General features: G+C 60.0%; 21 protein-coding genes and 1 riboswitch. Of the genes, 11 read left to right on the forward strand and 10 right to left on the reverse strand.

Going from position 1 to position 25925, the window contains the following annotated elements; translation table 11 throughout:
- Positions 1-340: 340 nt before the first annotated feature.
- From SFUM_RS12360 to SFUM_RS12375, 4 genes are read left to right on the forward strand one after another with little or no spacing between them, the layout of a single operon-like run.
- Positions 341-1387: an HlyD family secretion protein gene (locus SFUM_RS12360; protein WP_011699239.1), complete on the forward strand. Its 1047-nt coding sequence runs from the start codon at positions 341-343 to the stop codon at positions 1385-1387.
- Positions 1387-3186, forward strand: a complete 1800-nt coding sequence (locus tag SFUM_RS12365; RefSeq protein WP_011699240.1) for an ATP-binding cassette domain-containing protein — start codon at positions 1387-1389, stop codon at positions 3184-3186. The genes SFUM_RS12360 and SFUM_RS12365 overlap by 1 nt, the downstream gene beginning before the upstream one ends.
- Entirely contained in the window at positions 3183-4346 is a 1164-nt protein-coding gene (locus tag SFUM_RS12370) for an ABC transporter permease (RefSeq protein ID WP_011699241.1), read from the forward strand. The genes SFUM_RS12365 and SFUM_RS12370 overlap by 4 nt, the downstream gene beginning before the upstream one ends.
- Before the next feature lie 9 nt (positions 4347-4355).
- On the forward strand, positions 4356-5465 hold the full coding sequence (locus SFUM_RS12375; RefSeq protein ID WP_011699242.1) for an ABC transporter permease: 1110 nt from the start codon (positions 4356-4358) through the stop codon (positions 5463-5465).
- 40 nt (positions 5466-5505) lie between these two features.
- Here SFUM_RS12375 and SFUM_RS12380 read toward each other — a convergent pair whose 3' ends face one another.
- Positions 5506-6507, reverse strand: a complete 1002-nt coding sequence (locus SFUM_RS12380; RefSeq protein ID WP_011699243.1) for a radical SAM protein — start codon at positions 6505-6507, stop codon at positions 5506-5508.
- Positions 6508-6880: 373 nt separating this feature from the next.
- Positions 6881-7051, forward strand: a riboswitch (M-box (ykoK) riboswitch).
- A 491-nt stretch (positions 7052-7542) separates the two neighbouring features.
- Here SFUM_RS12380 and SFUM_RS12390 point away from each other — a divergent pair.
- From SFUM_RS12390 to SFUM_RS12395, 3 genes are read left to right on the forward strand one after another with little or no spacing between them, the layout of a single operon-like run.
- The gene (locus SFUM_RS12390; RefSeq protein ID WP_041440447.1) at positions 7543-8811 is read left to right on the forward strand and encodes an NRAMP family divalent metal transporter; all 1269 of its coding nucleotides are present in this window, start codon (positions 7543-7545) and stop codon (positions 8809-8811) included.
- A gap of 19 nt (positions 8812-8830) precedes the next feature.
- Positions 8831-9004, forward strand: coding sequence for a hypothetical protein (locus tag SFUM_RS23145; protein WP_153307212.1), 174 nt, complete (start codon positions 8831-8833; stop codon positions 9002-9004).
- A gap of 14 nt (positions 9005-9018) precedes the next feature.
- On the forward strand, positions 9019-10296 hold the full coding sequence (locus SFUM_RS12395; RefSeq protein WP_011699245.1) for a magnesium transporter MgtE N-terminal domain-containing protein: 1278 nt from the start codon (positions 9019-9021) through the stop codon (positions 10294-10296).
- A gap of 58 nt (positions 10297-10354) precedes the next feature.
- On the opposite strand, the gene SFUM_RS12400 is transcribed toward SFUM_RS12395, so the two are convergent.
- From SFUM_RS12400 to SFUM_RS12420, 4 genes are all read right to left on the reverse strand, one after another.
- Positions 10355-11071, reverse strand: coding sequence for a TVP38/TMEM64 family protein (locus tag SFUM_RS12400; RefSeq protein WP_011699246.1), 717 nt, complete (start codon positions 11069-11071; stop codon positions 10355-10357).
- A gap of 378 nt (positions 11072-11449) precedes the next feature.
- Complete coding sequence (locus SFUM_RS12405; protein WP_150109651.1) at positions 11450-12856, reverse strand: ammonia-forming cytochrome c nitrite reductase subunit c552; 1407 nt, start codon at positions 12854-12856, stop codon at positions 11450-11452.
- Positions 12857-12987: 131 nt separating this feature from the next.
- Positions 12988-13449 carry a cytochrome c nitrite reductase small subunit gene (nrfH, locus tag SFUM_RS12410; RefSeq protein WP_011699248.1) on the reverse strand — a complete coding sequence of 154 codons (462 nt, stop codon included), beginning with the start codon at positions 13447-13449 and terminating at the stop codon, positions 12988-12990.
- Between the two features lie 452 nt (positions 13450-13901).
- Entirely contained in the window at positions 13902-14825 is a 924-nt protein-coding gene (locus SFUM_RS12420; RefSeq protein WP_011699249.1) for a cation diffusion facilitator family transporter, read from the reverse strand.
- Between the two features lie 420 nt (positions 14826-15245).
- On the opposite strand from SFUM_RS12420, the gene SFUM_RS21820 reads away from it, so the two are divergent.
- The 4 genes from SFUM_RS21820 to SFUM_RS12440 all read left to right on the forward strand — a co-directional run bounded on the left by SFUM_RS21820 (position 15246) and on the right by SFUM_RS12440 (position 21426).
- A complete protein-coding gene (locus SFUM_RS21820) occupies positions 15246-18104 on the forward strand; it encodes a hybrid sensor histidine kinase/response regulator (RefSeq protein WP_049766368.1) in 2859 nt (952 codons plus the stop codon).
- Between the two features lie 29 nt (positions 18105-18133).
- The gene (locus tag SFUM_RS21825) at positions 18134-19327 is read left to right on the forward strand and encodes an amidohydrolase family protein (RefSeq protein WP_011699251.1); all 1194 of its coding nucleotides are present in this window, start codon (positions 18134-18136) and stop codon (positions 19325-19327) included.
- 382 nt (positions 19328-19709) lie between these two features.
- Positions 19710-21071: a TrpB-like pyridoxal phosphate-dependent enzyme gene (locus SFUM_RS12435; RefSeq protein WP_011699253.1), complete on the forward strand. Its 1362-nt coding sequence runs from the start codon at positions 19710-19712 to the stop codon at positions 21069-21071.
- A gap of 82 nt (positions 21072-21153) precedes the next feature.
- A complete protein-coding gene (locus SFUM_RS12440) occupies positions 21154-21426 on the forward strand; it encodes a hypothetical protein (protein ID WP_011699254.1) in 273 nt (90 codons plus the stop codon).
- 242 nt (positions 21427-21668) lie between these two features.
- On the opposite strand, the gene SFUM_RS23355 is transcribed toward SFUM_RS12440, so the two are convergent.
- The 5 genes from SFUM_RS23355 to SFUM_RS12460 form a co-directional block, all read right to left on the reverse strand.
- A complete protein-coding gene (locus SFUM_RS23355) occupies positions 21669-21845 on the reverse strand; it encodes a hypothetical protein (protein WP_167321346.1) in 177 nt (58 codons plus the stop codon).
- Between the two features lie 205 nt (positions 21846-22050).
- Complete coding sequence (locus SFUM_RS12445) at positions 22051-22509, reverse strand: SRPBCC family protein (protein ID WP_011699255.1); 459 nt, start codon at positions 22507-22509, stop codon at positions 22051-22053.
- Between the two features lie 150 nt (positions 22510-22659).
- Positions 22660-23301 (reverse strand): SOUL family heme-binding protein, encoded by a 642-nt coding sequence (locus SFUM_RS12450; RefSeq protein WP_011699256.1) that lies wholly within the window; start codon positions 23299-23301, stop codon positions 22660-22662.
- 176 nt (positions 23302-23477) lie between these two features.
- Complete coding sequence (locus tag SFUM_RS12455) at positions 23478-24455, reverse strand: NAD(P)H-binding protein (RefSeq protein ID WP_011699257.1); 978 nt, start codon at positions 24453-24455, stop codon at positions 23478-23480.
- A gap of 206 nt (positions 24456-24661) precedes the next feature.
- Positions 24662-25762 carry an NAD(P)-binding domain-containing protein gene (locus tag SFUM_RS12460; RefSeq protein ID WP_011699258.1) on the reverse strand — a complete coding sequence of 367 codons (1101 nt, stop codon included), beginning with the start codon at positions 25760-25762 and terminating at the stop codon, positions 24662-24664.
- Between the last annotated feature and the right edge of the window lie 163 nt (positions 25763-25925).

Raw genomic sequence — 25925 nt, forward strand, 5'->3', positions numbered from 1 at the left:
ATGTTACGGGAGAAGGCACGGCATGAACGGCGCCAGGACCGACCACTCCGTAGCCGGGTCTTCTCCTCACAAGACTCTTGTGCTTCGCGCGAGATGAATCTAATATTCGCCTTATTTTCCCCGTGGCGATGCTCTGCGCCGGCGCGGCCTTCAGGGGCACGGCCCCGACGAGGCCGAGGCGGGCGGGAAAACGGCGCGACCCGCGCGACGGGATTCCCGATCCCTTCCCGCCACCTTTCGGCCCGCACGCCCGCGTTGGAACCCACTCTGGAGAAACGGTGCGGGCCGGTTTTACCCGCGTGTTGAAAACCCTCATATTCAGGGACGTCAGGAAGCGCACATGAGAAAAGCCGTTCGCCGGGTATTGCTTCTGATTCTGATCGTGACGGCAGCCGGAGCGGGTGTATGGCTGTGGCACACTTACCGGGGAAAGACTTCGGTTGACGCACTCGTGCTCTATGGAAATGTGGAAATACGGCAAGTGGAGCTTGCTTTCAACAACAGCCAGCGGATCGCTTCGATGCTCGTCAGGGAAGGGGATCGGGTCAAGCCCGGCCAACTCCTGGCCACTCTGGAGACCGAGCGGCTCCAATATGCCGTGGATCGTTCCAGGGGGCAGTTGGAATCTCAACGGCAGACGGTGTCGAGGCTGATCGCCGGCAGCCGGCCGGAAGAGGTCCGAAAAGCCCGTGCCGACGTCGCCGCCGCCCAGGCTCAGGCCGCCAACGCCACGAATTTCGCCGGGCGCCGCGCACCGCTTGCGGAAAGGAACGCAGTTTCCAGGGAAGAAGCGGAAACGGCCAGGTACAACGCGGAAACGGCACAGGCGCAACACAAGTCGGCTCAGGAAACACTGGCGCTTGCCCTGGAAGGGCCGCGCATCGAGGACGTCGAATCCGCCAAGGCAACGTTGCAGGCGCTCGAAGCGGAATACGCCCTGGCCTTGAAGCAGCTTGCCGACGCCTCTCTGTACGCTCCGGCGGACGGCATCATCCAGAACCGAATCCTGGAACCCGGCGATATGGTCACGCCCCAAAAACCGGTTTACACCCTCGCCCTGACGGAACCTCTGTGGGTCCGGGCCTACGCTTCCGAATCGGACCTCGGCAAGCTCCGGCCCGGCATGATTGCCGAGGTGACCACGGACAGTTACCCGGGCAAGCGTTACCGCGGATGGATCGGTTTCATCTCGCCCACGGCCCAGTTCACCCCCAAGACCGTGGAGACCCTGGAAATACGGACCAGTCTGGTGTACCAGGTGCGCGTCTTCGTCTGCAACCCGCAGGACGAGCTTCGGCTGGGAATGCCCGCCACCGTCACGGTCCCTTTGAACCGCGCCTCGACCCCGGAAAAATCCGTCCCCGAGGATCCCTGCAAGGAACCCTGATGCCCACAGGAGAGGCTCGACAGAGTGCGGGCATGACCTCACCGCTCACCGTCCTCGAAGTCAAGGACGTCACCAAGCACTTTCGCTCGGGCCGCCGGACGATCACGGCCCTGGACGGCGTGACGGTCGCGATGCGGAGCGGCCTTATCACGGGCCTCATCGGGCCCGACGGCGCGGGCAAGACGACCCTGATGCGGCTTGCCGCCGGCTTGCTCCTGGCGGACCGGGGCACGATCCGGGTCCTGGGCCTGGACGCCGCCGCGGAACCGTTGGCGGTCCAGGCCGCCATCGGATACATGCCTCAGCGTTTCGGACTCTACGAGGATCTCAGCGTCCAGGAAAACCTCGACCTGTATGCCGATCTTCAGGGCGTGACGCACCAGGAACGACCCGAGCGCTACCGGGAACTGATGCGCATGACTGGGCTTGCATCCTTTACCGGAAGGCTTGCGGGAGCGCTCTCGGGCGGCATGAAACAGAAACTGGGCCTTGCCTGTACTCTCGTGCGCCCCCCGCGGCTGCTCCTGCTCGACGAACCGACGGTGGGCGTGGACCCGGTTTCCCGGCGCGAGCTGTGGTCCATCGTGCACCGGCTGGTGAAGGAAGAGGGCATGAGCGTCCTTTTGAGCACGGCCTACCTGGATGAGGCCGAAAGGTGCAACGAGGTGATCGTGCTGCACGAAGGGCGTGTGCTGGGGCAGGCCCCCCCGAAGGAATTCAGCGCGAAGCTCAGCGGGCACGCTTACCAAGTGAGCGCTCCCGGGGCGCGCAAACGGAGCGTGCAGGCAAAGCTGGCCGCGGGTTCGGGAGTGGTGGACGCCGTGATCCAGGAGGAAAACGTGCGGCTGGTCATGGACTCGCAGACCTTTCCGGACATCGGGAGAATCCTCCCCGGCCTCCACGAAGTCTCGCTGCAGCCGGTTCCGTCCCGATTCGAGGACAGCTTCATCGCCATGCTCCGCACACGGCGTTCCGAGGAAGAGACCGGCAGGCGTCAAGGTTCGACGGCACCCGTCGTTGAACCGCAATCGCAGCCCACGGATTCCGTCATCGAGGTGCGCAACATCGAACGCCGCTTCGGCGATTTCTACGCGGTCAGGAACGTGAGCTTCGACGTGAATCGGGGAGAAGTCTTCGGGTTGCTCGGGGCCAACGGCGCAGGGAAGTCCACCACGTTCCGGATGCTTTGCGGCCTGCTTCCGGCAAGCGGGGGAAGCCTGCGCGTCGCCGGGCTCGACTTGCGCCGCGCCGCCGCCAACGCCCGTTCCCGGATCGGGTACATGTCGCAGAAGTTCTCCCTTTACGGCAGCTTGAGCGTGCTGCAGAATTTGCAGTTTTTCAGCAGCGTCTACGGCCTTTCGGGAACCGTGAGGACCGAGCGGATCGGGGAGGCACTCGAGCAGTTCGAACTGGGACGCGTGGCGGACACCGTCAGTGCCGATCTGCCGCTCGGCTACAAACAGCGCCTGGCGATGGCCTGCGCCGTCATGCACGCACCCGAGATCCTTTTCCTGGATGAACCGACTTCCGGCGTCGACCCGCTCGCCCGCCGCGAATTCTGGCACCGCATCAACCTGTTTGCCGAATCGGGAGTCACCGTGCTGGTGACCACACATTTCATGGAAGAGGCGGAATACTGCGACCGGCTGGCGATCATGGCGGCCGGTGAAATTCTGGCCCTCGGAACCCCTCGGGAAATCAGGGAAAAAGCTCGCTCCGCGGATCGCCCCACGCCCAGCATGGAAGATGCCTTCATCAGCCTCATAGAAAGCAAAGACCGGGACGGAGGCGCGGCATGAATGCGGTCGATACGGACACATTCCCGGACCGGTCGCCGCGCGGCGGCAAAAGCATGCGCCTTCGAGGGTTGATCCGCAAGGAGTTCCTCCAGATCGTGCGTGACCCGAGCAGTATCGGTATCGCCTTCCTGATGCCTCTGGTGCTGTTGTTCATATTCGGCTATGGGGTGTCCCTGGACGCCCGGGACGTTCCCATCGCCCTCGTGGTGGAACAACCGAACGCGGACACCTCAGCGCTGACCGGTTCCTTTTTCGGATCGCCCTACTTCAAGCCGGTCCCGATGTTCGGCATGCACGAAGCCGTGCGCGAGCTCATGTCCCACCGGGTGGACGGAATCGTTCATCTGCGCGAAGATTTTTCGAAACGGCTGCGGCAGCCGGGCGGAGCATCGATCCAGGTGATCGTCAACGGTATGGACGCCAACACGGCAAGGCTCATTGCAGGCTACGTGGAAGGCGCCTGGGGAGGCTGGCTGGAACGCCGGGCCGTCGAAACCGGGACGGTCCTGCCCATGCCCGTTCAGGTCGAACACCGGGTGTGGTTCAATCCCGAGATTCGGAGCCAGAACTTCCTGGTGCCGGGGCTGGTCGCCGTGATCATGGCCCTGATCGGGGCCTTGCTGACCGCGCTGGTGATTTCGCGCGAATGGGAACGGGGAACCATGGAAGCGCTCCTGATCAGCCCGGTTTCCATGGGTGAAATACTGCTCGGCAAGCTCATCCCCTATTTCCTGCTCGGCATGGGCGGAATGATTCTCTCGGTGGCCATGGCGGTATTCCTGTTCGACGTCCCTCTGCGCGGCTCGATCTGGGTGCTGTTCGTCACGTCTTCCCTGTTCCTCCTCGCCATGCTCGGCATGGGGTTGTTGATTTCGACCGTGGCCAAGAGTCAGTTCGTGGCAAGCCAGGCCGCCATCATCGGCACGTTTCTGCCGGCCTTCCTGCTCTCCGGCTTCATCTTCGATATCGGCAGCATGCCGCCGGTCGTCCGGACCATCACCAGGCTTTTCGCCGCGAGATATTTCGTGGCCATTCTCCAAACCCTCTTTCTCGCAGGCAACGTGTGGTCGGTGATCCTGCCGAACGCGTTTGCCCTGCTCGTGATGGCCGCCTTTTTCCTGGGGCTGACCCGGCGCAGATCCCGCAAGCGACTCGAATAGGAGACCGGCATGTGGAAAAGAATCCATGCCCTGACGATCAAGGAATTCCTGGCCCTGCTCAAAGACAGGAAAAGCAGGGTCGTGATCATCATCCCGCCGCTCATCCAGCTTTTCGTCTTCAGCTATGCCGCGACCTACGACCTGAAGGAAGTCCCGTTTGCCGTGTACAACGAAGACACCGGAGAAGCGGCACGGGAGCTCATTGCCGGCTTCCGCGACTCACCCACTTTCCGGCAGGCGGCGGAGATCGCCCGCGATTCGGAAATCGCTCCCCTGATCGACGGGAAGGATGTGCTCCTGGTCCTGCGCATCGGACAACGGTTCACCGAAGACCTGCTGGCCGGCCGGCCCGCATCGGTGCAGGTGCTCATCGACGGCCGCAACTCCAATACCGCATCCATCGCCCTTTCCTACGCCAGGGCTATCGTGGGATCGTTCAACACCCGGTGGGCGGAACGCAGGGGCCTGCAGGGATTCCCGGCCACACTCGACGTGCGCGCCTGGTTCAATCCGAATTTCGACAGCCTCTGGTTCATCGCCCCCGGCATCGTCGGAACGCTCACACTGGTGGTCACTCTCCTGGTCACCGCCCTTTCCGTGGCGCGCGAACGCGAACAGGGCACCTTCGACCAGCTTCTCGTGACGCCGTTGCGTCCCTTTGAAATCCTTGTCGGGAAAGCGCTTCCCGGGATGATCATCGGCACCTTCGAAGCCACGCTGATCATTGTCGCGGCGGTGTTGTGGTTTCAAATACCGTTGCGAGGCAGCCTCCTCACGCTCTATACCGGTATCTCGTTCTTCCTGCTCTCGGCGGTCGGGATGGGGCTCCTGATCTCCTCCCTGGCCGTGACCCAGCAGCAGGGGTTGCTCGGCGCCTTCATGTTCCTGGTGCCGGCCATCATCCTCTCGGGTTTCGCCACCCCCATCGCCAACATGTCGCCCCCCGTGCAGGTGCTCACCCTGCTCAATCCCATGCGCTATTTCATGGTGATTCTCCGAAGCGTATTCATCGAGGGGACCCCTTTCGGCCTGCTCCTGGACCAGTTCTGGCCAATGGCGGTGATCGGCGTTGCGGCCTTGACACTCGCCGCCGCGTTGTTCCGCAAGCGGATGTACTGATGTCGCGTTGCGGGGCCTGCTCCCGTCCGTCGGTCCTGTGTCAATCCAGGTTGAAATAGAAACCCTCGGGCTGGAGCTCTCTGCTTTCGATGTGTTTCCCCGTCACCAGGCATCGCCTGATCTCGAGGCACAGGTGGCACTTGGACAGGTAACCCGGGCCGGGGCTGAAACCGTAACGCTTCTCCGCAATCTCGAGCAGACCCCTGATGCCCGAAGCATAGAGGGTGGTGAGGATCGGGTAATCTTCCGGGGAAAGCTCGGTTCCCAGATCATCCCTGTGAATCGCAAGGCCCGAGCAAAGCCCGGGGATATAGTTCCCGAACAGGTCAAGGTGGAAATGGCTGGTATCGTGGAGCTCCGAGCAACCCCGGGGGTTCCTGGAAAGCAGGTAGCCCACTTCTCTCTTGCCGAGAATGTCCTCGAAAGTCTTCAGGGCGCGCCCCCCCATGTGTATCCAGTAGCGCGAGGGAATCATCTTCAGGTAGTCGGCGCCGAACCTGCGCGCGTACTCATCGATCGAATGCGGAATCCTGTCGTCCAGCGCGTCGATCTCCCGATAGAAATCCGCGGTCCACGGGAAAGCCGATACCCCCGCGCTCCTGCACGCCTCGATAGTCCCTTTCACCCTGGCGAAAGGAATGTGCTCGTTGTGGAAGGGACTGATGGAAACGAGTAGGGTCGACAGGCCGTTCTTTTTCAGTTCGGTGAGGATTTCGACCGCGGATTCGTGATCCCTGTACCAGGACGAATTGGTTTCCACGTATTCGACATAGACGCCTTCCTCGGCGGCTATGCGCAGCACGGCGGCCAGGCCTCGCGGGTCGAGCAGGGGTTCCCCTCCTCCCACGTGGATTTCCCGGCATCCCAGGCTCACGATCTTTTTCAGATTCATGCGCGCCGTCTCGTCATTGATGTAACGCTTCTCCCAGTGCGGACTGCAAGCGTAGAGACAATGCGCGCACCTGGAGCTGCAGTAGTAATTGGTGATCAGTCCGCCCGACTGCAAACGGGTGATGTGAAGCCTTCTTCCGATCTCGTCCATAAGCTCGTCCGCGCCTCATTCCTGTCCGGTGTATCCGGAGGAGACACACCGTGAAAAAGAAGGGTTGAACATTCAACGGCTTGCTTGCCACGCCCCCGGTACGGCAGCGTCGGGGAAGCCGACCGGATTCCCTTGCGTGGGAATCGGGCCAGGGGGAGGATCAAACGGAGCCTTTCGACAGGGTATTCAATACATGACCGACCGGCGTCTGGGAAGTGTAAAACCGCTCCGGGCCGCTGGAAAGGCGCGGAAAAGAGTATGGGATTGGCGAACGGGACATCGGGTTTTCGCCGTCGGGCGGCGGTTTGCGGGACGAGCGGGAGACCGTCCGCAAATATCGTTGACAACGCCTGTTGATTGGTGCATGAAAAGGAAAATTCCTCGTTAGCATGAGGCGTTTGCACAAACACAGGCTGCTGCCCAGAAATGTCGAAAGACGCCAATGGGTAGACAAGGTATGGTCGGCATAAGGCTTTACCCGAGGTAGCTGGTTCTTCGAAAACCTACGTTGTGCACTGCCGAAAGTCTACGAGTGGGGAAATGAAGAGTCGGCATGTTGAGGCCGTGGGATTTCCCATGGCTTTTTTTGTCTGCTCCGGGGCCCCTTACGACCAGGAGGTTATCGACCTTTGGAAGGTCACAGTTGCAGCTCGAAAGAAGACAAACGGCCGCCCGCGCGACAGGTCCGCTGAAGCGATCCTCTTTCCTGCTTTGGCCGCCTTCCCGCACAACGGGCGGCGATGAGGCGAAGCAGGGAATCTGACGGCATTTCACCGTAACTTTCCCTCACGAATCTTTGACAGCAGTCCACTCCGGCGAAAGATCGTATTTGCGTGCCGTTTCGTCCCGCGTCGAGAACGGTCGATGCGGGATCACGACCGGTCGGGTGGATCGGAGGCCGGGTCCGGCGGAATCCGGGGCTGCGTGCCCGATTGAAGCGCGGCTTGCCGTGCGCCCGCCGGCCCGTCGTCGTCGGAGTGTCGGGGATTGCTGCCCGCGCCCGCGGATCGGCCGGGAGTGCCGAAGAGGTGAACGATGGTGAGTCTCTCGAAGCTGTATTACGAGTACCGCCGGATTTGGAAAGCGGTGCGCCTGTTTCTCATCATATCGGGCCCGGGGATCGTGGTCATGGTGGCCGATAACGATGCCGGAGGGATCACCACTTATGCGGCTACGGGAGCGAAATACGGCTATGGATTGATCTGGTTTCTCCTTATCCTGGTTCCGATCGCTTATTATGTCCAGGAGATGACCATGCGCCTCGGCGTGGTGACCAAGCGGGGGCATGCCGAAGCCGTATTCATGGGATTCGGGTCTTTCTGGGGATGGTTTTCGCTGCTCGACCTGATCCTGCTCAACTGGCTCACGCTCGTCACCGAGTTCATCGGGATGACCGCCGCACTCGAAATTTTCGGCGTTCCCCCCTACCTTACCGTGCTGGCCGTTTGCTCGCTCATGTCCATCATGGTCATTCATGGCCGCTACTGGACCTGGGAGAAGATCTCCCTGTTCTTCTGCGCCATCAATCTCATCTATATTCCCGGTGCTTTCATCGTGAAGCCGTCGGTGTCGGAGATCATTCACACGGGCATCATCCCGAACCTGCCCGGCGGCTTCGGCAACGAGCTGTTTTTCTACCTGATGGCCAACATCGGCACGACCATCGCGCCCTGGATGATCTACTTCCAGCAGAGCGCCGTGGTGGACAAGGGCATGAAAGAAAAGGACATCCCGTGGGGACGGACGGACACCCTGTTCGGCGCGGTGCTCACGGTGGTGGTGGCCGTTTTCATCATCATCGTCACCGGCACCGTGCTGCGGGGCGTCGAGATCGAGAGTGCCGCCCAGGCTTCGGTAATGCTCATGAAAACCAATGAGTACGTCGGGGCCTTCATGGCCATCGGCCTGTTCGACGCCGGCCTCCTCGGGGCTATTTGCATTTCACTGGCCAGTTCCTGGGCTTTCGGCGAAGTATTCGGCTGGGCCCATTCGCTCAACTACAAGATCAAGGAAGCGCCGTGGTTTTACGGGAACTACTTCATCACCCTGTTTTCCGCGGGACTGGTGGTCCTCATCCCCAAAGCGCCCCTGGTGCTCATCACGCTTTTCGTGCAGGTGGTCGCCGTCACGCTGCTGCCCGCGGCGCTCGTCTTTCTCATCCTGCTCCTCAACGACAAGAAAACCATGGGGGAATACACGAACACCCTCTGGCAGAACCTGATCTGCACGACCATCTCCGTGGGCATCATCATTTTGTCCACCCTTTACGGAGTGACCATTCTCTTCCCGGATGCGTTCAACTGAACGGGACGGCAGGTGAGTCATGCTGAAGCACTACCTATCGGACGCGGCCGAAACCATACGCGAGATCAACCGGAAGTATGAGACCCCCAGTATCGAAATGTCCGGGGCGGTCAGGATCGCTTTGTTCGCGCTGAGGATCTACCTCGTGGTGCTGGTCTGTCTGTTTGTCTACAAATTCATCACCATCCTTTGACACGGGGTCCGACAATGAACACCACCAATGCCAGGAACCGGGATTCCACGGAATCGGTCTTCTTTCTGAGCGACCTCATCAAGTCGAAGGTTGTCTGCCACGGCCACAAGATCGGGAAGCTCGAGGACATTGCCATCTGGGAACATGAAAAGCTCCCCGAGGTCACCCACTTCGTCGTGGCCAGGCCGTTCGGCCACAAATCCCTGCTGATCCCCTGGGCGGACGTGGTACAGCTCGCCCCCAGGGAGATCCTGGTCGATCTTGAGAGCATCGAGCATTACGAAGGTGAACCCCATGAATCCCAGGTTCTCCTGAGAGACCACATCCTGGACAAGAAAGTCATCGACATGGACGACCGGGAGATCGACGTCGTTTACGATGTCAAGCTCGTCCTGCGGAACAAGAAACTCTACGTGACCGATGTGGACTTCAGCAAGTATGGGCTGCTCAAACGAATGCACCTCAGATGGCTGGCCAGGCTGATTTACAGCCTTGCCGAGATATTCAAGAAAGAAACGCTTTCCTGGTCCTACGTGCAGCCGCTGCCGGAAAACATCGGCAGTTTCAAAGGGAACGTCAAGCTCAACATTCTTCAGGAGAAGCTGCCCGAAATACACCCCGTCGACCTCGCCGACATCCTCGAGGAGCTCGATGAGAGCCGGCGCCTGGCCATTTTCCAGGAACTCGACACGGAACAGGCTTCGGACACCCTGGAGGAAATCGAGCCCCGTGTGCAGCGGACTCTGATTTCCTCCCTGGAAAAGGGGCGCGTGGCCGAACTGATCGATGAAATGACGCCGGCCCAGGGAGCCGACGTGCTGGCCATTCTGCCGTCGGCCGATGCGGACGAGATACTCAAGCTGATGGACACGGAAAAAGCCGCGAAGATCGAGTCGCTTTTGAGCAAGCACTATGAAACGATCCTGAATCTCGCCACTTCGCGTTTTCTGAAGTTTCTGCCCACCACTACCGTGGGGCAGGCCATCCGGCAGTATCGCCACAGCTCGATGGACAAGGACGTGATCATGTACCTCTACATCGTCAACGAGCAGAATACCCTGCTCGGAGTCATGGACATACAGGAACTGCTCCAGGCGAGCATGGACGACAAGCTGGAGGATATCATGACCACCGAGGTCATCACCCTCAGTCCGGGAGATACCCTGCACGAGGCGGCGGAGCTTTTCTCCAGGTACAACTTCCGGGCTCTCCCCGTCGTGGACGAAAACGAGAGAATCCAGGGAGTCATCCCTTACAGGGACATCATGAATCTGGAACACCGGTTCGTGTGAAATGGATCGGTGAGGACCGCGGGTTATACGGAACGGGGCCGTTGCGCGACGCGTTCGGTTACTTGTTGGCGCCGTGGACTTGCGGAGCCTTGGCTTGCATGGCTTTCGCCTGAATGGCTTTGGCGTGCATGGCTTTGGCATGCAGAAGCGCAAACAGGCGTTCGAGCTTATCCTTGCACAGCATCGCGGCAAGTATCGCCAAAAGGGCCGCCGCCACCAGGATTGAAAAACGCGAATACTGCTCGAGCCGCAGAAAGTTGCCTCCAAGGGACAGCAGGATCGTCCCGAAAAACCGGCCGATCGTACCCACGAAGAGGAACTCCGTCGTCGTGATCTGCCCCAGCCCCAGGATGTAGCACAGGTAGTCCTTGGGAATTCCCGGGATGAGGAAGAGCAGAAAAACCAGGAAAAGCCCTCGATGCTTGAGCAGGTAATCGAAACGATTGATTGCGGGCCTGGGCACGAACTTTTCCGCAAAGGGCCGGCCCAGGGCTCGTGACAGGGCGAAAGCGGTGAACGAGCCGACGGTCAACCCCACGGTGGAAAGGACTATTCCCACCAGGGGACCGTACAGATATCCTCCCAGCAGTCCCGTCACTTCCCCGGGAATGGGAGCCACGACAACCTGAAGGGCCTGCAGGGAGATGAACCCGAGGAAGCCCCAGGAACCCAGCGAATCCAAAAAGCTCGCCATGCTCTGCCTGCTGACGAAAAACTTGAACAGGTCGGTTCTGCAAAACAGAACGGAAAGACCGCCGACGATCAGCAGCAGCATCGTAAGCTTCAGCCAAACGTGATTCTTTGTGCCCGAGCTAATTTTCTAAACCTCCCCCGCATCCGAAACCCCGATCCCACCCCGGATTTCGTGCTTTGCCCCCCTCCCTGGAGGGGCCGGGATCATCTCGCCGCAACTCTGTTTCAGGGAATGTCCAGTACTTTACATGATCCGGCGGATTCCGGTCAAGTGAACATTGAAAAATTTCATGTTTTTACAATGACGTCGCGTCTCGTTCCAAGTCACCTTGAACACTCCGATTCTCGATGCGCCGAAGGTGAGGCGGGCATCATGAGAAACTGCATTGAAAACGGCGCGGGACAAACTTCACGAAACTGCAGGGAGCCGCCGCACGCCCTCCCGCCGGACAGGCGGAGGCTAGAACATATCCTGCAGGTTCATCGGATCCTTGATTTCGATGGACGGATCACTCTTGAGCTTCTTGGTGCCGCGGTCATCCAGGTATTTTGCCATTTCCAGCGGCACTTTCGCAGGCGGCTCGGCTCCCGCCTTGGTCAGGATCTGCCTGAGGAATCCCTCGGACTTCACCGCGAAGGCGATGGAGTCGCCGAGGACGCGCATGGCCTCCGGCGGATTGTGAAATCCCACCGAATTCTCAGCGCCTATAAACACGCTTCGGTAAAAAGCTTCTTCGTAAAAGCCCTTTGCCTTGTCGTAGAGATCCTGGTCGATCGGTTTTCCCTGTTCCCTGAGCTTATGAACGGCTTCGAACAGCTTGGCCGCCGTGGCGGTGGCGTAACCCGAACGCAGCATCAGAGACACGGTCCGGTCCTGAATGGCAATGACGCGCTGCTTGAGCCATTCCGCCCCCTGAGCGTGGCACTGGGCGCACGCGCGCAGGTCGTTCTTGAGGGGACTCATGACACGGTGATCCGAAATCTTGAAGACGCCGGACCGGGTGTAGGGCATGTGACAGTCGGCGCACGAAGCCGCCGCCTTCCAGTGAACGCTGTCGTTCGAGAACAGCTCGAATTCCGGGTGCCGGATGAAGGAGAGCTTGAACCCGGTCACCGTCTGCTTCCACTCTTTCAGGGAGTCATCGCTCCGGAGCTTCTTGATGATGTCTTCGATCGTAATCCTGCCCCATTTGCTGTTCTGCCAGGGGAAGAACAACCCCACGGAATTCATGTCCTTGTCCTTGGGAATGCTGTAAGTGACGTGGCACTGGGCGCACACCACCGACCGCAATTCCTGGCGGGATAGCTTCTCCGGCTCGGTCCCCATGGATTTCAAAGCCTGCACGAGGGTGAAACCCCTGGAGATTTTGAGCGACATGTCCTTGTTGTCGTGGCAATCGATGCAGGCCACGCCCAGATTCCGGTCTTTTTCGGGAATCCTGGCGAGAACGTCCTTGAAGGGAAGCTTGTAGTAGTCCGGCCCCAATTCCTTCTCGAGCCCCGGGGCATAGGGCGTCTTGCAGGACAGGCACACACCGCCGGCCTTGACGCGCGTGGCATCGACTTCGAGCTGATCCCGGAGCATCATGGCGTGCCCCCGGGGTTCGTTGTACTCCACCCCGAAACCCCACCCGGCGAAAAGGAGCGCCATGTACGGATATTCGGCCAGCTTGTCGTAGGTGGGCCGGTCTGCATCGAATCCCCTCTTGTATTTGCTCTTGCCCGGCGGCTCCGGCTCCTCGGTTTTCTTCCACAAATGGTATTCGTCGGGGTAGGCCTTGCCCCATAACTCCGGGTCGATGGTCCCGTCAGGGATGACGACGGTCTTGACCGGCTCGGGCTTGGTGGGCTGGCACCCGAGAGGCATAAGGGCGGCGCCCGCAAGAATCAGGAGGAAGAAAACGGTCGGAAGACCGCGCCCGGTGACGATTCCGTTTCTCTTTGGCAACATGACGGTTCTCCCATGCAATCCAAGTCACTCCCGGCGCCCCGGGGCGATCACCGTGTCTCGATGGCGCCGCTCCGGATGTGCGACAATCGTCGGTGACAACTCCAGCACTGACGCTCGTTGTCGATGTTCGAGACAATCGACTCGTGACACCGAACACAATTGGCCTGCAGGACCTTTTGGCCGCGGGGCGAAAGGCTGATTATCTCGGGAACTGTGCCGGAATAGAAAAACACCACGTCCTTCATCCCGTCTATGGATTTCCAGACGTAGTGAGTGGCAACGTTCTGGTGAGGAAGGTGACAGTCGACACACCGGATCGTCCGATGCGCCCCCTCCCGGAACCAGGCTTCAAACTCCGTTTCCATCACATGGCATGAAGCGCAGAACAAAGGGGTTTCGGACTTGGCCAGCAGACCGGGGGGACCCAGCATGACGAAGACTCCGACGGCACCGCACAGAAGGCCGACGATCAGAAGATTCCTCAGACTCCACAAGCGGGTCCCGGTCATTGGATTCACCTCGCTTCCACTGCCCTGCGGCACGCCGGCAAGGGCACTCGTGCTGTCGTTCAGGATACTCTCGGAGGCCGAATGGACATGGAACGGACGGGGTAAAGCCTTCACTGAGATATATTCCGAGCGGGAGTTCCGGCCAGAGACGATTGAACAGGTTGTTCTTTTTACACCACTCGAATAAAGAAATCAACTGCTTGTGCTTATTCGATCAAGAATTCCCCGAGGCGGTCACACCCCCTCTCTTCCAACCTGTCGCTCCACTCCCTAATGCCTCGGCGGACGGCATGAAACCCCCTGCGGGACAGCGGATTCGGATCGGCGGCCGGGACGGGAACGGAATGGGATATCCGGAGAACGGCGCAGGGCTCCGCATAGCATCCCGCTCCGTCGGCGGGGGCATTCTCAAGAAAGCCCATTCCCGGAACGGTCCGGCCGGGAAAACAAGCTCACCGCCAAGGCGACACGCTCGCCGTCGGACAGTCTGCCCGACACTCTTCACACCGGCTCCCACACGGTTCAATGTGTACCAGCACCTCGCAGTTGGGCAGCCTTTCCCGGATGCTCCCGGCGACCAAGTGGCTCAACCGGTGCCCTTCCTCCACCGACGTCATCCGCGATACCACCAGGTGCATGTCAATGTGCCGGGTGCTGCCGGACTTGCGCGTTCTGAGCTTGTGGAATTCCACGAACCTGTTGGAGTTTTCGTCCAGGGCGGCCATTATGATTTCTTCCTCGTGATCCGGCAACCGCACCTCGAGTATGTTCAGGACGGCGTTCCCGACCAGGTCATAGGCCGCCTTCAAAATGAGCACGGCCACCAGCAGCGCCGCCAAAGGATCCAGTATGTTCATGCCGGTGATTTCGATCGCGACCAACCCCGCAAACACGCCCACGGAGGTGAAGACATCCGTTCTCAGGTGGAGCGCGTCGGCCTTCAGAGCCAGGGAGTCGGTCGCTTCGGCCACATCGTACAAGTGTCGGGACACGAAATAGTTGACGATGGCCGAAACGGCCATGACCGCGGCCCCCAGCCCCGGGGTTTCGATTTCCACATGATCGCTCCACAGTTTCTCCAAGGCTTCAAAGATGATGCAGCCCGCGGCTGCAAAGATCAGCAGAGCCTCGACCACGCCCGAAACGCTCTCGATTTGGCCGTGCCCGTAACGATGCCTGTCGTCCGCCGGCTTCCCGGATGCCCTGACCGAAAACCAGGCGATGACGGCGGCGAGAAGATCGAGACCCGAATGCACCGCTTCCGCAATGACGCCCACCGATTGCGTCATGATCCCCACAACCAGCTTCAACACCGTCAGGGCCGTATTCGACAATACCGACAAAGTTGCCGCTCTGGTCTTGTCCTTTTGAGTCATTGAGCCTCCGCTCCCACTCTCTCCCGAAACAGCCGGGAGAGAGCGTCTGCGCTGATCATGCGGTTATCGTCAAAATCGATGATAGGCTCGACCATGATGTTTATCAAGCAAAAACAAGTATATAAACATTGTTTGCGGGTCACTGACTTATACAGCGCCCCTAACTGGTTACATGTTTCCCAAAATGATTTGCGGGCGGCAAACCGAATGAAGCGCAGCTAACTCGAGGTGGGCACAACGGTAATGTCGTTCCGCCCGACAACCGCGCAGGTTTTCGCCGAAGTGGCGACCTGATTCGCCCCTTTGTTTCTGCATTCAAAACATCTTGAAAATTTATGCGTTTTCAGATTTACTCCAATTATTCGTTGCAAGCATATTCCAAGAAACGAACCATTCTTGAATACAGTCCTGGACAGTGACATGAAAATCATCGGTCGCTTCATCGTGTTTGTGATTCTGGTTGGGTTGACCGGGTATGTGCTCTACTCCGCCTATAGCGAAGTCGAGACGAAAACCATCGATCAGCTGAATGCTCAGCAGATGACCCATGCCCGACAGGCGGCAAGAGGGATCGAAGACTATTTCGAAAGCAAGCTGAATATGCTGGCGTTCCTTTCGAAATCAGAGCACATCATCAACCTGGATGAAGAGGGCAGACAAATCCTGGCACTTCTTTATTATGAGCACAGCGAGAGCATGTCCGCGATCACCCGCGTGGATGCCGACGGCCGGATAATGTACACGATGCCTTACACGGAAGGCGTGATCGGTGCGGATCTCTCCGACCAGGTGCATATCAGGGACCTGATGCTCACCCGGCAGGTGACGTTGAGCGATGTGTTTACAGCCGTGCAGGGGGTCCGGGCGATGGCCCTGCACGTTCCGATCCGTCACAAGGGAGAATTTCGGGGCAGTATCGGAATCTTTATCCCGTACGAGAAGCTCACCAAGGAATACCTGGCCCCCATCCAGATTGGCGCGAACGGGCATGCGTGGATCATCAGCCGAAACGGGACCGAGCTTTATTCGCCGGTGGCGGGACGCACGGGCAGTTCGGTTTTCGAGGCTTCCTCCCGTTTTCCTTCCGTCATTTCCATGGTCGAGAAGATGCTCAAGGGTGAAGAGGGCGTGACCACGTACAGCGACGAGATCGTCGAGAACGGCAGAACCGAAGTCATCACAAGACACGCGGTATTCCTTCCGGTGCATATGGCGAACACCTTCTGGTCGATTGTGGTGTCCACGCCCGAGGACGAGGTTCTGGCCCTCATGAAAGGTTTCCGGAACCGCTGGCTTCTCATGGTTGTCATACTGATGGCCGCCAGCCTGATCTACGCCTATTCCATGGCGAAGGCATGGGCGATCATCCGGGAAGAAAACAGGCGGGAACAGACAGAAAAGACGTTGCGGGGAACCAATCAGTTGCTCAACGCCCTGATCGAATCATCGCCCCTGGGCATCAACATCACCGCTCCGGATGGAACGGTAAAACTTTGGAACCCGGCCTCCGAGCGGATATTCGGATGGAGCCGGGAGGAGATCGTCGACAAGCCTCTGCCCACTCTCACTCCGGAGATCGAAGCCGAATTCAACACTTACTTCACCGCCTTGTTGCAGGGGCAGGCCTACACAGCATTGGAGACGCGCCGTAAGAGGAAGGACGGAACGGTGATCGATGTCAATCTGTCGGGGGCGCCGGTCCGCGATGACACGGGCAGAATCATAGGGGGCATGGGGATTATCGAAGACATTACCGGCAGGAAAAAGACGGAGGAGGAGCGCGTTCGCCTGGCTTCCGCGGTGGAACAGGCCGCGGAAGTGATCTTCATCACGGATCATGAGGGGACGATTCAGTACGTCAACCCGGCTTTCGAGAGAATCACCGGGTATGAAAAGGGGGAAGCGCTCCACCGGAACGTCCGCATCCTTGCCAGCGGCAAACACAGCAAGGATTTCTACCAACAGGTTGATCACACCCTTGCGCGAGGTGAGACCTGGGCCGGGCGCTTTATCAACAGGAAGAAGAACGGCTCGCTCTTCGAGGTCGAGGCAACCATTTCCCCGGTGCGGGACGCTTCGGGCAAAATCACCAACCACGTCGCCGTGCAGCGCGACGTGACACAGGAAGTCGGCCTGGAGCGGCAACTGAGGCAGGCCCAAAAAATGGAGGCGATAGGCACTCTGGCCGGAGGGATCGCCCACGACTTCAACAACATCCTCGGAATCATCCTGGGCTACACGGAAATGGGCATGCTCAAGATCGACAACCGCGACATCGCCGAGAAAAGCCTTGCGGAAGTCCTGAAGGCAGGGCATCGCGCAAAGGAGCTGGTGAGGCAGATCCTCGCTTTCAGCCGTCACAGCGAATACGAGCTGAGGCCCGTGCAGGCGAGCCTTATTGTCAAGGAAGCCCTGCGGCTTCTCCGGTCGTCCCTGCCCAGCACCATCGAGATCAGTCGCAATATTTCGAACACGGGGGTGGTCATCGCGGATCCGTCTCAAATCCACCAGATTGTCATGAATCTTTGCACCAACGCACATCATGCCATGCGGGAAAAAGGAGGCGTGCTCTCCGTAACCATGGAGGACACCGAGCTCGATGAGAGTGCCGTTGCCCAGTGCGGGGGAGTCACCCCCGGACCCTATTTGAGATTGACCGTGAGAGACACGGGACAAGGGATGGACGCATCCATTATGGAACGCATCTTCGACCCCTATTTCACCACCAAGGACCAGGGGGAGGGAACCGGCCTCGGACTTGCCGTGGTCCACGGCATCGTCAAGAACCTGGGGGGAGTGATCGCCGTGGAGAGCGAGCTCGGAAAGGGCAGCGCTTTCCATGTGTTCCTTCCCAGGACCGAGCGCCGCCAGTCCGTGACTGAACGGCCCGCCGGCAAATCCCCTTCCGGCAGGGAGCGAATCCTTTTCGTGGACGACGAGGTGGAGTTGGCCAGAGTGGCTGACAAAATGCTCACCCACCTCGGCTACACGGTGAGCTCCCATACCAGCAGCACGGATGCTCTCGAGGACTTTCTCGAGCGGCCGGACCAGTTCGACCTCATCATCACCGACCACACCATGCCGAACCTCACCGGCATCGACCTGGCCAGGGAATGCCTGCGCATCAGGCCCGACATGCCGATCATCATCTGCACGGGCTTCAGTGAACGGCTGAACGAGGATGTCGCAAAGGCCGCGGGCATCCGGCAGTTTGTCATGAAACCTCTGGTGATCGACGACCTGGCAAGGATCGTTCGCAAAGTGCTGGACAGACGCTGATCCTTTCACCTCCTAACGATTGGCTTGTCATGGAAAAACTCCTGCGACTGACCGCGGGGTGGCTCATCGACGGCACCGGAAGCCCCCCGAAAAGGGACATGCTGGTCTGCGTGGAAAACGCGACGATTGTGTCCGTCACGTCGGCGTGCCGCGGCGAGCCCGGTCCACGGGAACCGTCGGGCGCGGATCTCTCACGCTGCACCGTCCTGCCGGGCCTGGTGGACTGCCATGTGCATCTGGCCATGTCCGGCACGGACGACGCGCGGATACGCAACCGCCAGCTCTGCCTGCCATACCACGAGGCCGTGCCGCTGATCCGGGAGCGGCTTCTCGCACACCTGGCCTGCGGCATTGTGGCGGTGAGGGATGGCGGAGACGGGGCGGCGCACAGCCTTCGTTACAGAATCGAGCACCTGCCGTGTCCGGACTTGCCCGTGGCGCTCAAAAGCCCGGGCACGGCATGGCACTCCCCGGGCCGTTACGGGAAGCTCATCGGGAGAGCGCCCAGGGAGGGAGTCAGCCTCGCGGAGTGTATTACGACGAGGCGCGAGGCGGCGGATCACGTCAAGCTCGTCAATTCCGGTTTGAACAGCTTGCACGAATTCGGCCGGGAGACCCCTCCTCAGTTCGGGCGCGAGGAGCTTGCCGGAGCTGTGGCGGCCGCGCGCAGGGGAGGATTGAAGACGATGGTCCATGCCAATGGGAAAATCCCCGTGCGGCTGGCCGTCGAGGCTGGCTGCGATTCCATCGAGCACGGATTCTTCATGGGGTTCGAGAACCTGGAAAGGATGGCCGACCGGCAGACGTTCTGGGTGCCGACGGCATTCACCATGAAGGCCTTTGCCGAGCAGGCGCTTTCCGGGAGCCGGGAGGCCGAAATCTCCCGGAGAAATCTCGACCATCAACTGGAGCAGTTGCGCCGCGCCCGCGAACTGGGCGTCCCGGTGGCTTCCGGAACCGATGCCGGAGGCCCGGGGATTCATCATGGGAAAGCCCTTGCCGAGGAACTGAAGCTCTTCATGGAAGCGGGCTTTTCCATTCAAGACGCGATTCGGTGCGCCGCATTGAACGGCGCGCGCCTGCTCGGTATCGAATCCGTCGTCGGAGAGGTCAAGGCCGGCCGCGCCGCCACCTTCCTCGTCGTTCCCGGCCCTCCCGACGCCCTTCCGGGCTCCCTTCGCCACGCGGAACGGGTCTATGTCCTCGGAACACGGGTGAAATGAGCGGGACCGGCAGGAGGATTGCCGCATGACGACCGTGGACCGCGCCGAAAGATTATTCCGGCTGCCTCGAAAAATTCGGACAAAATACCCAAAGATCGGGTATAAGCCGAAACAGGTCGGGAGTCGCGATACCGGCCCGAGGCGGTTGGCCGCCGATTGACGACAAGTCCGGTGCTCTTCCCCAGCTCTCCATCTCCCGTACGTTCGTTCGCCTCGACAGCGGCCGCACCGCAAGCGGCGGGGTGTTTCTCTTCCCGGAAACGTCCGAGTTCCGTGGAAGCCCGTCCGGACCGCAAGACCGTCCCCATGCGCCGGGAAACCGGCGCTGCAGAAGATCACGGACCGTTTGCAGCACATCGACTCGTCAGGGAGGAAAAGAAAAATGGAACAGGTGAAGGTGATTCTGGCCGACAACGAAATCCCCAGGCAATGGTACAACATACTCCCCGATATGCCGACTCCGATGCATCCGCCGCTGCATCCGGGAACGGGAAAACCGGTGGAACCGCAGGACCTGGCCGCTGTCTTTCCCATGAACCTGATCGAGCAGGAGGTTTCCACCCAAAGTTGGATCGATATTCCCGAAGCGGTCCTGGAAAAGTATCTCCTGTGGCGACCCACTCCGCTCTGTCGTGCCCGCAATTTCGAGAAGCTGCTCGACGCTCCGGTGAAGATCTACTACAAGAACGAAGGGGTGAGCGCGCCCGGCTCCCACAAACCCAACACGGCCATTCCGCAAGCTTACTACAACAAGGTGTTCGGCATCCGGCGGATTTCCACCGAGACCGGGGCCGGGCAGTGGGGCAGTGCCCTCAGCATGGCGTGCCGGATGTTCGGCCTGCAATGCAGGGTCTTCATGGTCAGGATCAGCTACGACCAGAAACCGTACCGGCGCATGATGATGTCCACGTGGGGGGCCGAGTGCATTCCAAGCCCCAGCGACTTCACGCGTGCGGGGAGGAGAATCCTGTCCGACGATCCCGAGTCGCCGGGGAGCCTGGGCATCGCCATCAGCGAAGCCATCGAGGACGCCGTCGGGGACGAAAACGCCCGGTACTCCCTGGGAAGCGTTTTGAATCACGTGCTGCTGCACCAGACCATCATCGGCCTGGAAGCCCACCGACAGTTCGAAAAGATCGGCGAATACCCCGACGTGGTGATGGGCTGTGCGGGAGGAGGAAGCAACTTCGCCGGACTGTCCCTGCCCTTCGTTCGGGACAAGATTCATGGCAGGGAGGTTTCCATCATCGCCGCGGAGCCCGCGTCCTGCCCGACCCTGACGCGCGGACCGTTCGCCTACGATTTCGGCGACACCGCCATGACGACGCCGCTCCTGCCCATGTATACCCTGGGGCACGGCTTCATACCGGCCTCCATCCACGCCGGCGGGCTCCGGTACCACGGCATGGCCCCGATCGTCAGCCACCTGGTCAAGGAAGGAATCGTCCAGGCCCAGGCCTACGACCAGATCGAAACCTTCACCGCCGGCCTGAAATGGGCCCAGTCCGAGGGGTTCATTCCCGCTCCCGAAACCAACCACGTCATCGCGGCGGTGGTCCGTGAAGCGGAGCTCGCCCGGCAGGAAGGCAAGGAGAAGGTCATCCTCTTCAACTGGAGCGGCCACGGGATCATCGATCTTCCGGCCTATGACGCTTTCCTCTCCGGGAAGCTCACCCAGCACGCGTTGACCGACGAGGAGATCCGGGAAGCCCTGAAATCCATCGAAGGATATCCAAAACCGTAGGGCTCCCGGGCCGGCCGCCTCCACGACCGCCGGCCCCGCGTCTCCCTTCCGAACCCCATTGGCCGCGAGGAGAAGATCGACGGTGGGAACAGACGGAATACTGGAAAGACTGCGCCTCAGATGCCCGCGGCTGGGCGGGGAAGTGCCCCTGGTCTATTGCCTGAAAGAGGGAGGGGACCTTCCCTGCCGGCGAATCGTGATCTGCTGGCAGCCTTATTTTCCCGTGGAAGCCTGCCTCAAGGCGAGACTCTCGCCCCGGCAGTGGGAGGAATACCTCAACGACAAGCCGAAAGGAAAAATCGCTACCCTGGTCGAGCTCGCCGAAGAGGCGGGGAAGCGCCTGGAGCAAGACTAGTGGCTTTCATGCCGGAAATGCCGGCCCGAGGACCGGACACAGTGGTATTCTTGCGGTGACTTGGCGGAAGAGGAGTTTCTTTGCGGTGTTGCAGTGAGCGGGTGAATTCGCCTGTCGGCTGAACTTTGCAGTGTCCGGCAGTCAGCCGGACACTGCAAGCTCAGCAATAACGCCAGGTATTCTTCGATTCTCTCGATGGACGAGCTTCCTCTCGGAGTCCGCCCATGTCGTTGCCGGTGGAGCTACCCTCCCGCGTAAGGCTGAGGGCTCTTGGCATCATCGACACAGTTTTTCAACTCTTCCGGCGAGGCCTCTTTGGCATCTTTCAGCGCATCGATGGGACACACGAACTCATTGCCGGCCTTGTCCTTCACCCAGACAAACTGCGTTCTTCCCTTGGGGGTTGAAACGTCTGCCATGGCTATCCTCCTTTTTGTCGTTCTTTATGGTTGGGGTTGATTGACGCCGAGTTTCGCGCGCGAAGCAGGAAAGGAAAACTTTCTCTGTGCGAAAGTTTTTAATCACCTGGACTTTGATTGGCAAGCGTTCCGATTCAATTATTATAATTATATTGCTTGTCACATCCGACCCGAGAACCGGGGGGCGTGGTGAGCCCTTTCGAGCTCATTGGAGCCCGTGGGTGAGGAACCGGGCGACGGCTTCGTGCCTGAACCGGAAGATGCGCCTCAGTTGCGCGAGAACGAGGGGATGGACGATTTCCCCCACCGGCCACAGGGGCAGGGCGTAGCGAACCGCGTCGGTGACGGTCGTCGTTCCGTTTGCCTCGTGGAACAAATGATCGTGCCGCCAGACCCGGTAGGGCCCGCGAAGCTGTTCGTCGGTGAAACGGCGTGGGGGGTCCCAGGCGGAGATCCTGGTCCGCCATCCGAAGGGGACCCCGAACAGGCGGAGTCGATAGTCGATGAGGGTTCCCACGGTCATGGTTATGGGCCGTGGCGTGACAATGCGAAAATGAAGCTCCGGGGGAGTGATCCTCTCCAGGTTTGACGGATCGGCAAAGAATCCGAATGCGTCCGCAATGCTCAGACCTAGGCTGATGGAAGTTGTTAGTTCGTGCTCCATACCGGTTGTCCGCCAGAAACTGAACTGCGGTTGGTTGATTTCACCGGGTCGGGTGTGCGGCCACTGTTATCAACGCTCCACATCCTCAGTCCGCCCTCCCGATCATGCTCGAAAGAGCCCCTTCAGACCGGTCGGGTGCAGCGCTTCCGTCTATTTGGGCATGTCAACCGGTATCACCACCTCATTGCGGCGCAAAAGCCAGGGAGTGAACGGAGCGTTGTATCGCGCAAAGATGGGTTCCCCGACCGGTTTGAGCCCGCGCTTCCGAATCGCTTTTTCCAGGAGAGCCTTCTTCGCCTCATAGCGCTCTCTGCTCCAGGTACCCGAATATTTGATCGCCGCCATCAGCCGCCCCGGCACTTCCCTCAAGCTCACCCTCGGGTCGATGGGTGCGGGCAGGGTCTCCAGCGCGTATCCTGAAGGCATCAGGAAAGTGATCCGCCACTTGTTCCCCTCGACTTCCTGATTCACCGGAGCCGTCATTGGGATTCTTTCGGACTCGGCCTCCTGAGATACGGGGGCCGTCATCGAAATGGACCTCCTGCTGCGGTTCTTGCCGGAAATGTAGCCAAAAAGGCGCCGGAACCCCTCGTTGCCGACTTCCGAGAAGTTCCCTTCGACGATCGTTTCAGCCACCACGTGAGGCTCATACTGCCTGAGTTCAAAATTCTTGCCTTTTTCCAAAACCTTGTACATGGCTTCTTCTATGGCCATGGCAACGCTTCCGGAAAGAAAAATGCCTGCGAAAAACAGTGTAAGAAAAAGCATCCTGCAACAGTTGCGTGACCCCATTACGGTCTCCTGCAAACCCCGTTCATTCGATGAGCATTCACAACTTTGACAGTAAAAATTTTCATGCCCCCGCAACACTGAAAACCACTGCTTTCCGTGCTTGCTTTGACGTTGAGCCGATCGGAAGCATGAGGCCGCTCAGGCGTCTTAACGGTGCTTGGGGTGTTCATGGAATCCTACAGCCGCCTGAAACACGATTGAGTGGACGGGAGCCTGCCCGGCCCCTTTTCGGTTTCGGCCAGCGCCGTGCAGACGGCCTCTTCCATGGAGACGAGCCGCGCCGGCACCAGATCCCTGATCCGGTTCTCCCTGCAGACGACCGTATTCCTTAGCCCCTCCACCAGCGGCATGATCACCCCGGCCGGAACGGGCGTCATCAGATTGATCCAGTATGCCGAAAGGCGCGGTGTAAGCACCGGAACCGTCACGACAAGCCGGCGAAGCCCCCGCACGCGCGCGTAAATCAGCATCAGCTCGCGGTAGGAAATGATGTCGGGGCCTCCGATATCGAAACTCAGCCCGGCGGTGTCCTCCTGCTGCAGGCAGCCCGCGAGATAATCGACGACATTGGAGATGGCGATGGGCTGGCACGGCGTATCGACCCATCGCGGGCAGATCATCACCGGAACGCGCTCCACCATGTAGCGCAGCATCTCAAACGGAGCGCCTCCGGCGCCGATGATGTTCGCCGCCCTAAGAATCGTCGTGCGGACTTTACCCGACTGGAGTATCCGGCCCACCTCCTGCCTGCTGGCAAGATGTTCGGAGAGGGAATCCCCCAGTTCGCCGAGACCTCCGAGGTAGATGATGCGGGAGAGCCCGGCGGCTTCCGCGGCCTTCAGAAAATGTGTCGCCGCCTTTTGATCCCGTTCGGCGAAAGACTTGATCTCCGAGAAGTTTCGTCCTCCCATGGAGTGGACCAGGTAGAAGGCGACGTCCATTCCATCCAGGGAGGCTTCCCAGGTCCCGGGTTTCAGGAGATCGCCCTCCACCGGCTCCGCTTTGATTTCCGGCGGCAACGATCCGGCGAACCCGGAGGCCGACCGCACCAGGCATCGGACCTGAAAGCCGTTGGAAACAAGGTTGGGCAGCAGCCGACCGCCGACGAATCCCGTCGCGCCGGTCAGAAGAACTCTGGGCTTGTGCTCGTCCATAAGCTCGCGACTCCTTGGCGGCGAACGCCGTAAAGGTCCGCCGCATCGAGGATCGGCGGCGGCCTGTTTGCCGCGGGACCGGCATCCGACAGGATGCGGTCCGCGGTTGGGATGTTTTTCAGGGCATGCTCCTCAATCCCGCTCAAGCCGACCCGGGAACGCCGTCTCACGGGAATCCCCGACGCCGCGTCGATCCTGCCGCACGGCTAGGCCCTGCTCAGTCGCCCCGCGATGTCTTCCGCCGCATGCACTCCATCCTGAACCGCCTTGAAGATGAGATTCGAGTGCTTTTTCTCACGCAGAGCGCCCTCCTCCTCGACGAGGAGATAAGCCGGACTGATGGCACCGCCGATGGCGTAGACTCCCTTCACGCTCGTCTGGAAGCAGGAATTGAGCATGACGAGCTTTGCGCCTTCCCTGCCGATCTTGCAGACCCCTTCGGTGCAGGTGATCTGCTGCAAGCCGAGACGGTCGAAAATGATCGAGGGGCCCTGGGTGCCGATGCAGGCGATGACATGTTTCATGGGAAAGCTCATGCCCTGCTGCATTTCGACGCCGTGCGGGAGAGTAATGCTTTGGGTCTGAATGATGAGGCGTTCGACCCCTTCCTCGTCCACCTCGCCGATGCGCGGGACGGTTCCCTGCAGGATCTTGATGTTGCCGCCCAGGAGGATCTCTTCACCGAGATCGCGCGCGACATCCTTGTCCACCTTGAAATGCTCGCGGCGGTGGCCCCAGTAGACGGGTGTCGAATCACCGACATCCCGCTTGGTCTTGGACAGCGTGGAAACGACGTCGGCGGCGGCGTTGCCGCCGCCCAGCACCAGCGTCGGCGCGCCGATATGCTCCTCCGGGTTTCCCAGGTTCCGGGCCACCATCTTGGCTTCTCCGTAAACGCCGAGATCGATGGGAATGTTGCTGCCGAAGGCCAGGATCACCGCCGAAGCGCTGTACCGGGTTTTGCCCGCATCCACGGCAAATCCACCCTTCTCACGAACAAAACCTTGGAACTCGTGACCATATTGGATCTGCAAGCCGCGCTCCTTCACGCAGGTTTCGACCCGTGCGAAGTAGTCCTCGACCGGCTCGTTCGCAGGCTGGAGCTCCGTAATTCCGAAAGGTTGTTCTTCACCTTTGGGAACGGTGGGGTAGACTTTCTTGCCTCGAGGGTAGGTGTCGAGGATGCCCTGAAGAACACGCGATCCCTTTTCCAGAACCACAAAGCTCAACCCAAGCTCACCGGCCCTGATGGCGGCGGCAAGCCCCCCGGGGCCTGCGCCCACGATGACGACGTCGACTCGGTCCATCTTCTCACAATCCTCCTGAAAGTGACTTCATGTAAGCGGGCGGGCGGCTTCTCCTCCGCATCGCCGTTGAATTCAGTATCATTCAAGTCCCTTGACAACTCAAGCCGCGATTCCTCATCCGCTGAGACAGCGCAGCCCACGGTCCCAATACCCTTGCCCCTGC

The sequence above is a fragment of the Syntrophobacter fumaroxidans MPOB genome (assembly GCF_000014965.1).
GTDB classification, from domain to species: domain Bacteria; phylum Desulfobacterota; class Syntrophobacteria; order Syntrophobacterales; family Syntrophobacteraceae; genus Syntrophobacter; species Syntrophobacter fumaroxidans.